Source organism: Enterobacter sp. PTB (genome assembly GCF_051130085.1).
In the GTDB taxonomy this organism is placed as follows: Bacteria; Pseudomonadota; Gammaproteobacteria; order Enterobacterales; family Enterobacteriaceae; genus Enterobacter; species Enterobacter ludwigii.
Window position 1 is genome coordinate 151,836 of the sequence record NZ_JBDKEE010000002.1, and the last position, 15,951, is coordinate 167,786.

Annotated in this window: 13 protein-coding genes; 6 read left to right on the plus strand and 7 right to left on the minus strand. The window is 53.5% G+C overall.

Annotation, left to right across the window (positions count from 1 at the left end; translation table 11 throughout):
- Window positions 1-38: 38 nt before the first annotated feature.
- Together AAIR21_RS02875 and AAIR21_RS02880 are read right to left on the minus strand one after the other, a co-directional pair.
- Window positions 39-1,424, minus strand: a complete 1,386-nt coding sequence (locus AAIR21_RS02875; protein WP_025204128.1) for a NarK family nitrate/nitrite MFS transporter — start codon at window positions 1,422-1,424, stop codon at window positions 39-41.
- Window positions 1,425-1,630: 206 nt separating this feature from the next.
- Window positions 1,631-2,206 (minus strand): TetR family transcriptional regulator, encoded by a 576-nt coding sequence (locus tag AAIR21_RS02880; RefSeq protein WP_020884053.1) that lies wholly within the window; start codon window positions 2,204-2,206, stop codon window positions 1,631-1,633.
- A 116-nt stretch (window positions 2,207-2,322) separates the two neighbouring features.
- Between AAIR21_RS02880 and AAIR21_RS02885 the strand changes: the two genes are divergently transcribed.
- Complete coding sequence (locus tag AAIR21_RS02885; protein WP_020884054.1) at window positions 2,323-3,810, plus strand: MFS transporter; 1,488 nt, start codon at window positions 2,323-2,325, stop codon at window positions 3,808-3,810.
- Window positions 3,811-3,847: 37 nt separating this feature from the next.
- Here AAIR21_RS02885 and AAIR21_RS02890 read toward each other — a convergent pair whose 3' ends face one another.
- The 3 genes from AAIR21_RS02890 to yddG all read right to left on the minus strand — a co-directional run bounded on the left by AAIR21_RS02890 (window position 3,848) and on the right by yddG (window position 6,968).
- Window positions 3,848-4,306: a GFA family protein gene (locus AAIR21_RS02890; RefSeq protein WP_020884055.1), complete on the minus strand. Its 459-nt coding sequence runs from the start codon at window positions 4,304-4,306 to the stop codon at window positions 3,848-3,850.
- A 79-nt stretch (window positions 4,307-4,385) separates the two neighbouring features.
- On the minus strand, window positions 4,386-5,459 hold the full coding sequence (ompD, locus tag AAIR21_RS02895) for a porin OmpD (RefSeq protein ID WP_020884056.1): 1,074 nt from the start codon (window positions 5,457-5,459) through the stop codon (window positions 4,386-4,388).
- A gap of 630 nt (window positions 5,460-6,089) precedes the next feature.
- Window positions 6,090-6,968 carry an aromatic amino acid DMT transporter YddG gene (gene yddG / locus AAIR21_RS02900; protein ID WP_183516337.1) on the minus strand — a complete coding sequence of 293 codons (879 nt, stop codon included), beginning with the start codon at window positions 6,966-6,968 and terminating at the stop codon, window positions 6,090-6,092.
- 221 nt (window positions 6,969-7,189) lie between these two features.
- On the opposite strand from yddG, the gene fdnG reads away from it, so the two are divergent.
- From fdnG to fdnI, 3 genes are read left to right on the plus strand one after another with little or no spacing between them, the layout of a single operon-like run.
- Window positions 7,190-10,237 carry a formate dehydrogenase-N subunit alpha gene (gene fdnG / locus AAIR21_RS02905; protein ID WP_183516653.1) on the plus strand — a complete coding sequence of 1,016 codons (3,048 nt, stop codon included), beginning with the start codon at window positions 7,190-7,192 and terminating at the stop codon, window positions 10,235-10,237.
- Window positions 10,238-10,248: 11 nt separating this feature from the next.
- Window positions 10,249-11,133, plus strand: a complete 885-nt coding sequence (gene fdxH / locus AAIR21_RS02910) for a formate dehydrogenase subunit beta (protein WP_121339651.1) — start codon at window positions 10,249-10,251, stop codon at window positions 11,131-11,133.
- On the plus strand, window positions 11,126-11,779 hold the full coding sequence (gene fdnI, locus AAIR21_RS02915) for a formate dehydrogenase-N subunit gamma (RefSeq protein WP_044859317.1): 654 nt from the start codon (window positions 11,126-11,128) through the stop codon (window positions 11,777-11,779). Before fdxH ends, fdnI begins: the two co-directional genes overlap by 8 nt.
- A 43-nt stretch (window positions 11,780-11,822) precedes the next feature.
- Here the strand turns inward: fdnI and ppk2 are convergent, their stop codons facing one another.
- Window positions 11,823-12,641 (minus strand): polyphosphate kinase 2, encoded by an 819-nt coding sequence (gene ppk2, locus AAIR21_RS02920; RefSeq protein WP_183516338.1) that lies wholly within the window; start codon window positions 12,639-12,641, stop codon window positions 11,823-11,825.
- Window positions 12,642-12,807: 166 nt separating this feature from the next.
- Here ppk2 and araJ point away from each other — a divergent pair, with 166 nt between their 5' ends.
- A complete protein-coding gene (araJ, locus tag AAIR21_RS02925; protein ID WP_040017569.1) occupies window positions 12,808-13,986 on the plus strand; it encodes an MFS transporter AraJ in 1,179 nt (392 codons plus the stop codon).
- A gap of 30 nt (window positions 13,987-14,016) precedes the next feature.
- Here araJ and AAIR21_RS02930 read toward each other — a convergent pair whose 3' ends face one another.
- On the minus strand, window positions 14,017-15,219 hold the full coding sequence (locus AAIR21_RS02930) for an NAD(P)/FAD-dependent oxidoreductase (protein ID WP_183516339.1): 1,203 nt from the start codon (window positions 15,217-15,219) through the stop codon (window positions 14,017-14,019).
- Between the two features lie 199 nt (window positions 15,220-15,418).
- Here AAIR21_RS02930 and AAIR21_RS02935 point away from each other — a divergent pair, with 199 nt between their 5' ends.
- Entirely contained in the window at window positions 15,419-15,925 is a 507-nt protein-coding gene (locus AAIR21_RS02935) for an RrF2 family transcriptional regulator (protein WP_014170178.1), read from the plus strand.
- Window positions 15,926-15,951 lie beyond the last annotated feature (26 nt).

Genomic DNA, 15,951 nt, shown 5'->3' on the forward strand with positions numbered 1-15,951 from the left:
CGGAGAGGGCTGCCCACTCTCAGGCGAATGTGTAATTGTTATTGTTGTGAAGATTTGCGGCCATAAACCAGCCAGGTCACCAGGACGCAGACGATGTAAAACACGAGGAAAACTTTCATGGCACCCACAGGCGAGCCGGTCATGGCCAGCGACGTGCCGAAGGCTTTCGGAATGAAGAACCCGCCGACGGCACCGATGGCGGAGATAAAGCCCAGCGCTGCCGCGGTTTCGGTGACTGCTTCATGCTGCGCCTGCTCGTCACTTCCCCCTTGTTGCTTCACGCGGGTGAGGGTGATTTGGCGGAAAATGATGGCAATCATCTGAAACGTTGACCCGCTGCCCAGTCCGGCGGTGAGGAACAGACCCATAAAGACCAGATAGAAGGCGAGAAAACTGCCCGACCCGGAACCGGGAAGCGTCAGGAAAAGCAGGGCGCTGAAAAGCGCCATAAAGACGAAGTTAATCAGGGTGACGCGTACGCCGCCGAGTTTGTCTGAGATCATCCCGCCCGCAGAACGGGCCAGCGCGCCAATCAGTGGGCCAAAGAAAGCCAGATGGAGGATATTGACGTCAGGAAACTGGGTTTTCGACAGCATGGCGAAGCCTGCTGAAAAACCGATAAACGAACCGAAGGTTGCCAGGTAGAGGAGGCTCAGGAGCCACAGGTGAAAACGTTTTAACACCGGTAGCTGGCTGGCAATCGTGGCCTTAGAGCTCGCGATGTCATTCATGCCGAAAAACGCCGCAATCGTGGCCAGCAGGAGAAGGGGCGCCCAAATCCACGCGGCATTGGCCAGCCACATCGTTGAGCCGTCATCCTGCGGCACGCCGTTTACGCCGAGAAAGGTGAACATGGGCAGGAAGATCACCAGCGGCGCGACCAGCTGCATTACGCTCACGCCCAGATTCCCCAGCCCGCCGTTAATCCCCAGGGCGCTACCCTGTTTCGTTTTCGGGAAGAAGAAGCTGATATTGCCCATGCTGGAGGCGAAGTTAGCGCCGGCAAAACCACACAGCAGCGCGATGACGATAAAGATCCAGTAGGGAGTGGCAGTGTCCTGAATCGCGATCCCTAACCAGACGCAGGGAACAATCAGGATCACCGTGCTTAACACCGTCCAGTAGCGTCCACCAAAGAGAGGAACCATAAACGAATAGGGGACGCGCAATATCGCACCGGACAGGGAGGGTAAGGCTGTTAGCATAAAAAGCTGGTCGGTGGAAAAATTAAATCCAACTTTATTCAGATTGACCGCAATGGCACTAAATAACATCCATACGCAAAACGCTAATAACAGGCAAGCCACAGAAATTAAAAGATTTCTTCGGGCAATATGTTTTCCTTTATTCTCCCAGAATTGCGCATTTTCGGGTTTCCAGTTGCTCAGCAGATAAGGATTATTCTTCTCACTTTGTTGTGACATGTCGCCCTCTTGCTTAACCATAAAAAGAAAAAATGGAGTAAAAACAGGTGGATGTCTGACAGTGTGTTTCTGGAATTATTGGATGGTTTGGGATACATCTGAAAGGATAGATAAAAAAGCGAATCCCTGAGCCGGGAGGGGAAATAAGGGTTCGCTTAATGTGTTACGAATTGTAAGTGAGGGTTGTTAATACTCATAAGTGAGTATTAACACAATTCCAGAGAGATTAATTTATCAAGATGGTTATTAAAGGCAGCGTCGTCCATCTCTGGGATATCTAATATATAAATGCCGTCCAAGCCACACACCAGACCAATTAAACGCCAGGCAATATTTTCTGGCCGATCGCCCGGGGTAAAATCTCCCGCGTCAGTGCCTGCTTTGATAAGGGCGACGGTCTCCTGGTGCCACATCTCCATGGTCAGTACATATGCGCCCCTGATGTCCGTATCCCGGCTTGCCAGGATCTGCGCCTCACGCCACAGGCGAATATAGGGCTCAAACCGGCCATCATCGCTGCCGAGCATGGCATGCAGCTGCTGTCGCCAGCTGGCCTGCTTGCCGACCACATCCGCATCCAGCAGTTCACGGATTAACCGCACAAAAGCCAGCGATTTTAGCTCCCCGCCAGAGGTGAAATGGTGGTGGACCTGTCCGGTGGCGACGCCGGCTTCGGCGGCAATTCGCCGTACCGTCATTGCGGAAAGTCCGTCAGAGAGCGCCACGCGCATAGCGGCCTGTAAAATCTCTTCCCGCCTTTCATCCTTGCTCAGATATCGCATTTTCACTCACTCTTAATGGGACTGAAACAAGTGTAACAAAAAGCTGGACACTCGTTCAACTTTACGTAGGATCGCAAACTGGACATGTGTCCATGATTTAAAAGAAAAGGAAATTTATGTTTCGTCAGTGGTTAGCGTTAGTCATTATCGTGCTGGTGTATATCCCGGTGGCGATCGACGCGACGGTACTGCACGTAGCGGCGCCGACGTTGAGTATGACGCTGGGTGCCAGCGGTAACGAATTATTGTGGATCATCGATATATACTCGCTGGTGATGGCGGGGATGGTGCTGCCGATGGGCGCACTGGGTGACCGCATTGGTTTTAAACGGTTGTTGATAATTGGCAGTACGCTGTTTGGCTTGTCATCGCTGGCAGCTGCATTTGCGCCTTCAGCAGGATGGCTGATTGCTGCCCGCGCCTCGCTGGCGATTGGGGCGGCGATGATCATCCCGGCCACGCTTGCGGGGATCCGCACGTTGTTCGTTAATGCGCGCGATCGCAACATCGCGCTTGGGGTCTGGGCCGCCGTCGGTTCAGGCGGTGCGGCGTTTGGTCCGTTGATTGGCGGTATGTTGCTGGAGCATTTTTACTGGGGATCGGTCTTTTTGATCAACGTACCGATCGTGGTCATCGTTGTTTCCCTTGCCGCGCGTCTGGTGCCTCGTCAACAGGGACGCCCGGAACAGCCGCTGAATATTGCCCATGCAGTCATGCTGATTGTGGCGATATTGCTGCTGGTCTACAGCGCGAAAACCGCGCTCAAAGGGGTGCTTTCTCCGTGGCTGGTGGCAATGACGCTGCTCACCGGAGCGGTGATGCTGATGATCTTTGTGCGGATCCAGCTTCGCGCCCGCGTGCCGATGATCGACATGCGCCTGTTCTGTCATCGCATTATTTTAAGCGGTGTTGTGATGGCGATGACCGCCATGATCGCGCTGGTGGGGTTTGAGCTGTTGATGGCCCAGGAGCTGCAGTTTGTACATGGCTTTACGCCGTTTGAAGCGGGGATGTTTATGCTGCCGCTGATGGTTGCCAGCGGGTTTAGCGGGCCGATTGCCGGTGTGCTGGTCGGTCGTCTGGGGCTGCGGCTGGTGGCGGCAGGCGGAATGGGGCTGAGTGCCGTCAGCTTTATCGGTCTGTCGCTGCTCGACTTCAGCACGCAGCACTGGCAGGCATGGAGTCTGATGGTGCTGCTGGGCTTCAGTGCCGCCAGTGCGCTGCTGGCCTCAACCTCGGCAATTATGGCGGCTGCGCCAAAAGAGAAAGCGGCTGCCGCAGGGGCGATTGAAACCATGTCCTATGAGCTGGGCGCAGGGTTGGGCATTGCCATTTTTGGTCTGCTGTTAACCCGCAGCTTCTCGGCGTCAATTGTCCTGCCGCAGGGACTAAGCGCGACGCTGGCCGATAAGGCCTCGTCATCGATTGGCGAAGCGGTGAACGTGGCGCAGAGCCTGACTCCAGGACTGGCGGAGTCGTTAATTGCGGCGGCAAAAACGGCCTTTATCACGTCACACAGCGTGGCGTTAGGCAGTGCTGGCGCAATGTTACTGGTGCTGGCGGTCGGGATTTGGTTTAGCCTGGCAAACGTACCGAAACAGTAAAATCAGGCCCGGTGGTGCAATGCTAACCGGGTAACCCTCAGTGTGCGTCATGGGGAGTCAGCAGGCAGCGCTTGTCGTGTGCTTCAATTTCGGTGCCGCTAAAGCGTGCGTATTGCCCGGTCAGGCCAAAGAATGCGGGTTGCGTTTCTGTATAGATTTCAGCGGCAAGTATCAGACGGCGACGTTCGTCTTCGCTCATCTCAAGCTGTGTCCAGGGAATGAAATAGCGCGTCGTTGAGCGTGCGGTCAGCGTGAACCACAGCGGGCAACCGCATCCGGGACAAAACCAGCGTTCGCCGCGCGCAGATGACGTGAAATGAGAAGGGGCTATCGACTCTTCTTCCACAAGCGGTTGCCCCTGCGCTTCCAGATACATGGCCATTCCCCCCGACCATTTCTGGCACTGGGTACAGTGGCAGGCATAGACGTCGAAATTGTTGAGGGAAACGCTGAATTGGCTCATCCCACACAGGCAGCGTCCTTTGAAAATATGCATGGCGTGCTCCTTTATTACGCCAGTCAAACCGAATAAAAAAAGCCAGCCACGAAGGCTGGCTTTTTTATACTAACAAATCTTAGAACTGGTAGGTCAGACCAACAGCAACGATGTTGTCGGTAGAAACACCAGCTGCTTTAGTGAAGCTGCTGTCGTCAACCAGGTTGATTTTGTAATCAACGTAGGTAGACATGTTTTTGTTGAAGTAGTAGCTCGCGCCAACGTCAACGTATTCAACCAGATCCTGGTCGCCGTAAGTACCAATGTCTTTACCTTTGGATTTCAGGTAAGCAATGGATGGACGCAGACCGAAGTCGAACTGGTACTGAGCAACCACTTCGAAGTTCTGCGCTTTGTTAGCGATGAAACCGCTACCGAAGTTGGTCATGTTACGGGTTTCAGAGTAGGTGGTTGCCAGGTAGATGTTGTTGGCATCGTACTTCAGACCCGCAGCCCATACTTCCGCGTTTTCGCCGCCTGCATTCAGATTGCTTGCAGCAGCAACCTGACGGTCAGTACGGTCAGATTTCGCGTAGGTAGCACCTACACCGAAGCCTTCGAATTCATAAGTAGAAGACAGACCCCAGCCGTCACCGTTCGCTTCGGTGATGTCGTTACGGTCGTTTTTACCCTGGTACTGAGCAGCCACGTTCAGGCCATCAACCAGACCGAAGAAGTCGGTGTTACGGTAAGTTGCAACGCCAGTCGTACGGCCAGTCATAAAGCCATCAGTCTGAGTCCAGGTATCACCACCGAATTCTGGCAGAACGTCAGTCCATGCGCCGATGTCGTAAGCAACACCGTAGTTACGACCGTAGTCGAAAGAACCGAATTCGTTGAATTTCAGGCCCGCGAATGCCAGACGGGTTTTGTTGCCGTCAGAACCCTGAGATTCAGAGCGGTTGCCTTTGAACTCGTATTCCCACTGGCCATAACCGGTCATCTGGTCGTTGATCTGAGTTTCACCTTTGAAGCCCAGACGAACATAGGTTTTGTCGCCGTCGTTGCCAGCGTCATCAGAGAAATAGTGCAGACCTGTTACTTTGCCGTACAGATCCAGTTTGTTACCGTCTTTGTTAAAAACTTCAGCCGCGTTTACAACGCCTGCTGCCAACATGGAAGTCACTGCCACTGCAACTAATTTAAGTTTCATCTTAAATATTCCTTATAATTTTCTTCAGTATTTCCTGAGCCACTTTGAACGATTTCTAAACGAGGCTAATCATCAATGGCATGCTATTTTTAAGAATCTTGTAGTAGGGTTTCAATAATAAGTTTCAAAATATTAGCAATAATTTCAATTAGTGTGATCCGGATCGGATAAATTGCGGCTGTAACGAATGAGATGGTGGTGATTTGTGCATTTTTTGATGAATTATTCAACAAAACCATTGGCCGCAATATAGTTTTCAGCCGTTTTAGTTTCTTTTGTTAATTGTCGGTATTTTCTGTCTTTTTACGCGTTTGATATAAATGTCATTTGTTTAAAATCAGTAAGTTAACTATTTCATTATACGGGATAATCGTTGTTGGACATGAAACACACAGAAACACACTATTGCACTTTGTGCTATATACATTGTTAATATTCGCAAGGGATTAATAACGTAACGGTGTCAAGTTATGTCAATAAAGGACGACGGAGATTTACGAAAGGGCGGTAATATAAACAGAATCTAAACGGCTTTTCTAACGCGCCGATCATTATTTTGACGCGCGATCACATATTAAATTTATGTTAATTCCCGCCGGGCGATTATGGACCCGGCAGAAGATAGCGATATTATTTTCGCGTGGCGTACCAGCACAACAAAGACCCGGCACAAACCATTAATGCGCCTTGCCAGAAAGAAAACGAGAGGGGGGAATTCAGCAATACGGCAGCGAGTGCTGCTGAGAGTACAGGCGTGAAATAGGATACCGCTGCGAGTACCGTGACGTTGCCATGAAGAATACCGATATTCCATGCCGCATAGCCAAACCCCAGTGCGACGCTGCACATGATGAGCTTTACGACCACCGGGAGAGTAAACACCATTTGCGGCTGTTCGCTGAACGCATATTTCACCCACAGACTGAGCGCGGTGAGCAGCACGAAAAGCGTTATCCCGTTTTGCCCGTTGGCAAACTTACTGGTGACGGTGCAGTAAGCCGCCCAGATAAAAGCCCCGGCGAACGCCAGCGCGTAGCTGAGCGGGCTTGAGATGACATTACACATGATGTCATCAAGATGTAGCCCTTGCTCTCCGCCTAATACCCAACAGACGCCCAACAATGAGACGGCTAAGCCCGGGATCACCCACAGGGTGGACCGTTGGCCGTTAAATAAAATGGCAAACACAATCGTCAGGCTTGGCCAGAGATAATTGACCATTCCCACTTCGATAGCCTGGGAGCGCGTTGCGGCATAGCCTAACGACAGGGCAAGGCAAATTTCATAGCTGACAAACAGCACGCTGCCGGCAATAAGATACCGGGGTGAAAACCGTCTGATATCAGGAAATCCTACCGTCACCAGGCACAGTAATCCGCTGAGGGTGTATATCATTGCGGCGCCTCCCACCGGTCCCAGCCCCTCACTGACGCTACGAATGAGGCCAACCATGGTGCTCCACAACAGTATCGCCGCCAGTCCCGTGAGCGTTGCTCTCTTTCTGTCCATAACCCTGCCACCGCTATAAAAATCAAAGGAAAAATTTATAGCATTAATCCTCCTGCCATCGCGAATTATTCTCTTAAGTCTTTAATCAAAAAGAGGTATTTAAATTCCGTGGGGGTGACTATTAAGGGGGTGAAGACAAGTGACCTTGATTTGACGCAAAAAAATCAGGGGCTTTACTGCTAGTTTGCGGCGCGAAGTCTTATATGAAAACGAGGACAACAATGGACGTCAGCCGCAGACAATTTTTTAAAATCTGCGCGGGCGGTATGGCCGGAACAACAGCCGCAATGCTGGGATTTGCACCCAAAATGGCGCTGGCTCAGGCACGCAACTATAAACTGCTGCGCGCGAAAGAGATCCGTAACACCTGCACATACTGTTCCGTAGGTTGTGGGCTTTTAATGTATAGCCTGGGCGATGGTGCGAAGAACGCCAAAGAAGCGATTTATCATATTGAAGGGGACCCGGATCATCCGGTGAGCCGTGGCGCACTTTGTCCGAAAGGGGCGGGTCTGCTGGATTATGTCCACAGCGAAAACCGTCTGCGCTATCCGGAATACCGTGCGCCAGGATCTGACAAATGGCAGCGTATCTCCTGGGATGAGGCGTTTTCCCGAATCGCAAAACTGATGAAAGCTGACCGCGACGCCAACTTTATCGAAAAGAACGCGCAGGGCGTTACGGTGAACCGCTGGCTGTCGACCGGCATGCTGTGCGCGTCCGCGGCAAGTAATGAAACCGGCATGCTGACGCAAAAATTTGTGCGTTCCCTCGGCATGCTGGCGGTAGATAACCAGGCGCGCGTCTGACACGGACCAACGGTAGCAAGTCTTGCTCCAACATTTGGTCGCGGTGCGATGACCAACCACTGGGTTGATATCAAAAACGCCAACGTCGTGATGGTGATGGGCGGTAATGCCGCTGAAGCCCATCCGGTGGGTTTCCGCTGGGCGATGGAAGCGAAAAATAATAACGATGCGACGCTGATCGTTGTCGATCCGCGCTTTACGCGTACGGCATCGGTGGCGGATATCTATGCGCCTATTCGCTCCGGTACGGACATTACGTTCCTCTCGGGCGTTCTGCTGTACCTGATTGAAAACAACAAAATTAACGCTGAATACGTTAAGCATTACACCAATGCCAGCCTCCTGGTACGGGATGATTTTGCCTTTGAAGAGGGGTTGTTCAGCGGTTATGACGCGGAAAAACGGCAGTACGATAAATCGTCCTGGAACTACCAGTTCGATGAAAACGGCTACGCCAGACGCGATGAGACCCTGAGCCATCCGCGCTGCGTATGGAATTTGCTGAAACAGCATGTTTCCCGCTATACGCCGGACGTCGTGGAGAATATCTGCGGCACGCCAAAAGCAGATTTCCTCAAGGTGTGTGATGTACTGGCGTCAACCAGCGCCGCCGACAGAACCACGACGTTCCTGTATGCGCTCGGCTGGACGCAGCATACCGTCGGTGCGCAAAACATCCGCACCATGGCAATGATCCAGTTGTTGCTTGGAAACATGGGGATGGCCGGCGGCGGCGTGAACGCCCTGCGCGGACACTCCAACATTCAGGGCTTGACCGATCTGGGCCTGCTGTCGACCAGCCTGTCAGGCTATCTGACGCTGCCGTCTGAAAAGCAGACTGATTTGCACAGCTATCTGGCGGCCAACACGCCAAAAGCGACGCGTGCCGATCAGGTGAACTACTGGAGTAACTATCCGAAGTTCTTCGTTAGCCTGATGAAGTCGTTCTATGGCGATGCCGCGCAGAAGGAAAACGACTGGGGCTTCGAGTGGTTGCCGAAATGGGACCAGGCCTACGACGTCATTAAGTATTTCAACATGATGGATAAGGGCAACGTTACGGGCTACATCTGCCAGGGCTTTAACCCGGTGGCATCTTTCCCGGACAAAAACAAGGTCGTTCGCAGCCTGAGCAAACTGAAATACATGGTGGTTATCGATCCGCTGGTGACCGAGACCTCCAACTTCTGGCAGAACCACGGTGAGATGAACGACGTCGATCCCGCATCGATTCAGACCGAAGTGTTCCGCCTGCCGTCCACCTGTTTTGCAGAAGAAGACGGGTCGATTGCCAACTCCGGCCGCTGGCTGCAGTGGCACTGGAAAGGCCAGGATGCACCGGGTGAAGCGCGTAACGACGGCGAAATCCTGGCCGGGATTTACCATCGTCTGCGTGAAATGTATCGCACCGAAGGGGGGAAAGGCGCTGAACCGCTGCTGAGGATGAGCTGGAATTACAAACAGCCGGACCATCCTGAATCCGAAGAGGTCGCCAAAGAGAATAACGGCGTTGCGCTGACGGATCTGTTTGACGCGAACGGCACGCTGCTGGCGAAGAAAGGTCAGTTGCTCAACAGCTTCGCGCTGCTGCGGGATGACGGCACGACCGCGTCGTCATGCTGGATCTACACCGGCTGCTGGACGGAACAGGGTAACCAGATGGCGAACCGCGATAACGCCGACCCGTCAGGGCTGGGCAATACGCTGGGCTGGGCGTGGGCATGGCCACTGAACCGTCGCGTGCTGTACAACCGTGCTTCTGCGGATATCAACGGCAAACCGTGGGATCCGAAACGGATGCTGATCGAATGGAACGGCAGCAAATGGACGGGTAACGATATTCCGGACTTCAGCACCGCCGCACCGGGCAGTGAGACCGGGCCGTTTATCATGCAGCCGGAAGGGCTGGGACGCCTGTTTGCCCTCGATAAGCTGGCGGAGGGGCCATTCCCGGAACACTACGAGCCAATGGAAACGCCGCTCGGAACCAACCCGCTGCACCCGAACGTCATATCCAGTCCGGTGGTGCGTATCTATGAAGAGGACGTCCTGCGTTTAGGCAAGAAGGACAGGTTCCCGTATGTCGGGACAACCTACCGCCTGACCGAGCATTTCCATACCTGGACCAAGCATGCACGGCTTAACGCCATTGCCCAGCCGGAACAGTTTGTGGAGATCAGCGAAACGCTGGCGAAAGCGAAGGGTATTGCCAACGGTGACCGCGTGAAGGTGAGCAGCAAGCGCGGCTTTATTCGCGCGGTTGCGGTGGTTACGCGCCGTCTGCAGGCGCTGAACGTGCATGGTCAGCAGGTGGAAACCGTCGGTATTCCGCTGCACTGGGGCTTTGAAGGGGTGGCGCAAAAAGGCTACCTCGCCAATACCCTGACGCCAAACGTCGGCGATTCCAACTCGCAAACGCCGGAGTACAAAGCGTTTCTGGTCAACATCGAGAAAGCGTAAGGAGCGAATACATGGCAATGGAAACACAGGACATTATTAAACGCTCCGCGACCAACTCCATCACCCCCGCGCCTCGTGCGCGGGATGATAAGGCAGAAGTCGCAAAGCTTATCGATGTCACTTCCTGCGTGGGTTGTAAAGCCTGCCAGGTGGCCTGCTCGGAGTGGAACGATATCCGCGATGAAGTAGGACACTGCGTCGGGGTTTACGATAATCCAGCGGACCTGAGTGCCAAATCCTGGACGGTGATGCGTTTTAGCGAAACCGATCAGAACGGCAAGCTGGAGTGGCTGATCCGTAAAGATGGCTGTATGCACTGCGAAGATCCGGGGTGCCTGAAGGCTTGTCCGTCAGCCGGGGCCATCGTCCAGTACGCCAACGGAATTGTCGATTTCCAGCAGGATAACTGCATCGGTTGCGGCTACTGCATTGCGGGCTGTCCGTTTAATATTCCGCGCCTCAATAAAGAGGATAACCGGGTCTACAAATGCACCCTGTGTGTCGATCGCGTGAGCGTCGGGCAGGAGCCTGCCTGCGTGAAAACCTGTCCGACCGGGGCTATCCACTTCGGGACCAAAAGAGAGATGCTGGAGGTAGCCCAGCAGCGCGTGGACAAACTGAAAGCGCGCGGTTACGCCAGTGCGGGCATTTATAACCCGCAGGGGGTGGGGGGAACGCACGTGATGTATGTTCTGCACCATAACGACCAGCCGGAGTTGTACCACAATCTGCCGAAAGATCCTGCGATCGATACCTCGATCAACCTGTGGAAAGGGGCGCTCAAACCGCTCTCTGCGGCGGGCTTTATCGCTACTTTCGCCGGGTTGATTTATCACTACATCGGTATCGGACCCAACAAAGAGGTGGATGACGATGAGGAGGAACCTCATGAGTAAGTCATGGATTGTGCGCACGAAGTTTGTCGACCGCGCCTGTCACTGGACGGTAGTGATCTGCTTCTTCCTGGTGGCGGTCTCGGGGATCTCCTTCTTCTTCCCGACGCTGCAGTGGCTGACGGAAACCTTCGGGACGCCACAGATGGGGCGTATTTTGCATCCGTTCTTCGGCGTGCTGATTTTTGTGGTGCTGATGTTTATGTTTGCGCGCTTCGTACATCACAATATTCCGGATAAGCATGACATTCCATGGCTGAAGGGGATTATTGAGGTTCTGAAGGGCAATGAGCATAAGGTTGCGAAGGTCGGCAAATACAACGCCGGGCAGAAGATGATGTTCTGGACCATCATGAGCATGATTTTTGTGCTGCTGGTCACCGGCGTCATTATCTGGCGGCCGTACTTTGCGCACTACTTCCCCATTCAGGTGATTCGCTACGCGCTGCTTATTCACGCGACGTCAGCGATCATTCTGATCCACGCCATCCTGATCCACATGTATATGGCCTTTTGGGTCAAAGGGTCGATTAAAGGCATGATTGAAGGGAAGGTGAGCCGCCGCTGGGCGCAGAAACACCACCCGCGCTGGTACCGTGACGTTGAGCGGCTGGAAGCGAAACAGGAAAGTACGAAAGGGATGCCGTAAGTCCCGCGTTCGCGGGTCAGCGAATGACCCGCGAACGGTTCAGTCAAAAACGCTCTTCAACATACCGGAACGGGTATTGGGTCGGCTTCACTTTACCAATCTTACGCTTCGGCAAACTCACCGCTTCGATGTGAATGGCTTTGTACGGGATTTGCGCCAGCAGGTGCGAAATAATGTTCAGGCGCACGCGTTTTTTATCTTCCGAACGGGCGACAAACCACGGCGCCCAGGCGGTGTCGGTGGCAGCAAACATCGCATCTCGCGCCACGGTATATTCATCCCACAAATTGAAAGACTTAATGTCCATTGGCGATAATTTCCAGGTCTTTCGCCCGTCGTTAATACGATCGCGCAGACGACGCTCCTGTTCTTTTGGCGTGACCTCCAGCCAGTATTTGAGCAGGATGATCCCGGCATCCACCATTGCTTTTTCCATCACCGGCGTGCCATCAAGAAACTTCTCGACCTGCTCCGGTGTGCAGAATCCCATCACCCGTTCAACGCCCGCACGGTTGTACCAGCTGCGGTCAAAAATGACAATTTCGCCGGCGGCTGGCAGGTGGGGAACATAGCGCTGAAAATAGAGCTGGGTCTTCTCTTTTTCCGTCGGGGCGGGGAGCGCAACAACCCGGAAGATGCGTGGGCTAACGCGTTCAGTGATGGCTTTAATGGTTCCGCCTTTACCGGCACCGTCGCGCCCTTCAAAGACAATGCAGACCTTTAATCCCTTTGCGACGACCCACTGCTGGAGTTTAACCAGTTCAACGTGGAGGCGACGAAGTTCTTTTTCATACTCTTTCGTTTTTAACGGCTCATGCTTTATGACATCAACTGCGACACTGGTTTTCTTCTTGCTTCCCATGATTGTCATCCTCAGGTTGTCCGGCGCGGGAAAAAGCGGGGCCGCACTATGAAGTGTAATCCACCTGAATTAATGGATTAACGTGTCAGCCAGCTGATTTGAACTGGCTCACCATACAAGATTGTTCAATAATGCCCGTCGCGCGTTGTTAACCAGTGGTTGTGGTATGAAAAAGACAATTTTTTCGTTGGCACTTGGCACGTTTGGCCTGGGAATGGCTGAATTTGGCATTATGGGCGTATTAACTGAACTGGCCCATGACACCGGAATTTCAATTCCCGCCGCCGGGAATATGATTTCGTTTTACGCCTTTGGTGTGGTGATTGGTGCCCCGATTGTGGCGCTGTTCTCAGGCAAGTTCTCGTTAAAATCCACGCTGTTGTTTCTGGTGGTGCTGTGCGCCGTCGGTAATGCGATTTTTACCTTTTCAACGTCGTATGCCTGGCTGGCGATAGGGCGGCTGATTTCCGGTTTTCCGCACGGCGCCATTTTTGGCGTCGGGGCGATTATTCTCTCGAGAATTGCGCCTCCGGGGAAGGTGACGGTCGCCGTGGCGGGCATGATAGCCGGCATGACGGTTGCCAATCTGGTGGGCGTACCGCTGGGCACCTGGCTGGGTCATGAATTCAGCTGGCGCTATACCTTTTTCCTGATTGCCCTGTTTGATGCTCTGGTGATCATCTCGGTACTGGTCTGGGTGCCGCACATCCATGATCGCTCCGAAATCAAATTGACCGCGCAATTTTCCTTTCTGAAAAAACCGGAGCCGTGGCTGATTTTTGCCGCCACCATGTTTGGCAATGCTGGCGTGTTTGCGTGGTTCAGCTTCGTCAAACCGTTTATGGTCAACGTCTCTGGCTTCTCCGAAGGCGTCATGACGGTCATCATGATGCTGATGGGGCTGGGTATGGTGTTAGGTAATCTCCTGAGCGGGAAATTATCGGGTCGCTTCAGTCCGCTGCGTATTGCCGCCACCACCGACATGGTCATTGTCGCGTCACTGCTGTTGCTGTTCGCTTTTGGGGAACATAAAACGGCGTCGCTGGTGATGGGCTTTATCTGCTGCGCCGGGCTGTTTGCACTCTCTGCGCCGCTGCAAATTCTTCTCCTGCAAAATGCGAAGGGCGGTGAGATGTTGGGTGCCGCAGGCGGGCAGATGGCATTTAACCTCGGCAGTGCGATAGGGGCGTATTTTGGCGGGATGATGATCACGCTAGGCTTTAGCTGGAGCTATGTCACGCTGCCAGCGGCTGTGCTCTCTTTCTCAGCCATGAGTTCACTGCTGATCTACGCGCACCTTCGGGCCAGAAAGGCAGACGCCGGTTCGCTCGCTTCCGCACGTTGAACCGCGCCGGTAAGGCGCGGTAGAAGGGCGCTAGACAAATTTCGCCAACGGATCGGCAGCGGCAAACGCCACGGCTTTGTCCGCTGCTGGCGGGTAGATAAGTTCATTGGTGATGGCGATTTTGATTTTCTTTGCGTCATCACGCACCGATTTGACGGCCTGGTCCCACCCTTCAGTGTAAACGGCACCCCAGGCACCCAGGTCCAGACAGGTCACGTAGTTAACCTGGCGGTAAGGATAAGGCGTGCGATTCAACAGGCTGGCTGCCGCGTTGTGGCCGGCAAATTTACCCAACTGGATCGCGTGCTGGCAGGTCATTAGCGCCGTGTTCCCCATCTCGTCCGTTCTGGCGTAGGCCATATCTCCCGTCGCGTACACGTCCGGATGAGCCGGAACCTGCAGCGTTTCTGTCACTTTCAGACGCCCCTGGTTATCGCGTTCGCCGTTAATCTGTTGTCCAAGCGGGTTTGCTTCAACGCCTGCCGTCCAGACTACGGTTGCAGCGGGGATACGTTCGCCGTTTTTCAGCGTTACGCCGTTCGCATCGATGGCCTCAATTTCACTGTTCAGACGCCACTCAATCCCCAGTTCCTGGCTCGCGTCTTCAATGGTGTTACGCAATGCTTCACTGTATCGTCCGCCAATGACATGACCCCTTTCAACTACGATAACTCTTGTCGCCGTATCATCACCGAAGCGAGCGCGCAGTCGGGCAGGAAGCTCGGTTGCCAGTTCAATGCCGGTAAAACCGCCGCCACAGATAACCACGGTATTGCGCGCAGCGGTGGAAGGGCGCGAGACCAGGGAGTCAAGATGCTGCTCAAAGGTCTGTGCGGATTCAAGCTGATCGATATCAAAGGCGTACTCAGCCAGCCCGGCAATCGGTGGACGCTTGCTCTGACTGCCGGTGGCCAGCACTAACCGCTCGTAACTCACTGCGGCAGTTACGCCATTCGCATCACGATAGGAAACACTTTTCCCTTTTATATCAATGAATTCTGCTTTACCGGCGATAAAATCAATACCCAGTTCAGCGAACAGTCCGGTCAGCGGCGAGACCAGCGACGTCACGTTCTCTTCATAGAAGCGCGGGCGAACACGCAACTCGGGGGCGGGTGCCAGCACGGCGATCTTCAGGCTGTTATTGCCCTCCAGCGCATTCAGACGCGCGGCACTGACTGCAGCCCACATGCCGGAAAAACCACTGCCCACAATTAAAATCTGCTTCTTCATCTTCGATCCTTTTGATCATCACGCTGTATACCTGACATAACTGCAACTATACTTGTCGCAGTTAACTGAGACAACTTCTTTCTGAGTTAAATTTTAATGCTGCATAAAATCAGCATGTTAATGAAAAAGGGGAGGGTAGTTGTGATTGTGGGCAATAACGCCGTTATAATGACCCAGATAAATAACTTCGGAGTTAACCATGGCGTTTTACAGTTCCGGTGTGGAATACGGCATTCACAGCCTGATGTGCATGGTGGATGCAAAAGGCAATGAGCGTGAGATGAGCGTCCGGGAAATGGCCGCCCTGCAGGGTGTGCCGTATGATTACCTGGGAAAAATCTTCACCCGTTTGTCACGTGCCGGGCTGGTGAGCAGCACGGAAGGTAAGGGCGGCGGGTTTAAACTGGCGCGCCCGGCTGAGTTGATCACCGTACTGGATGTGGCGCACGCCATTGACGGTGAGAAGAACATGTTTGAGTGTCGCGAGGTGCGTCAGCGGCTGGCGGTGTTTAATGAAACGCCTCCTGCCTGGGTGTGCAATGGCCCGTGTGGCGTACGTTCGGTCATGGACAGCGCACAGCAACGGATGGAAGAGGAGTTAGCGCGACATACCATTCTCGATCTGGCGCGCAAGATGTACCGCAAAGCGCCGGATACCTTTCAGATTGAGGTTCAGGAGTGGATTTCTGACCGGCGATCGTCGTAGTGAAATGCCGGGTAAGGCAAAACCGC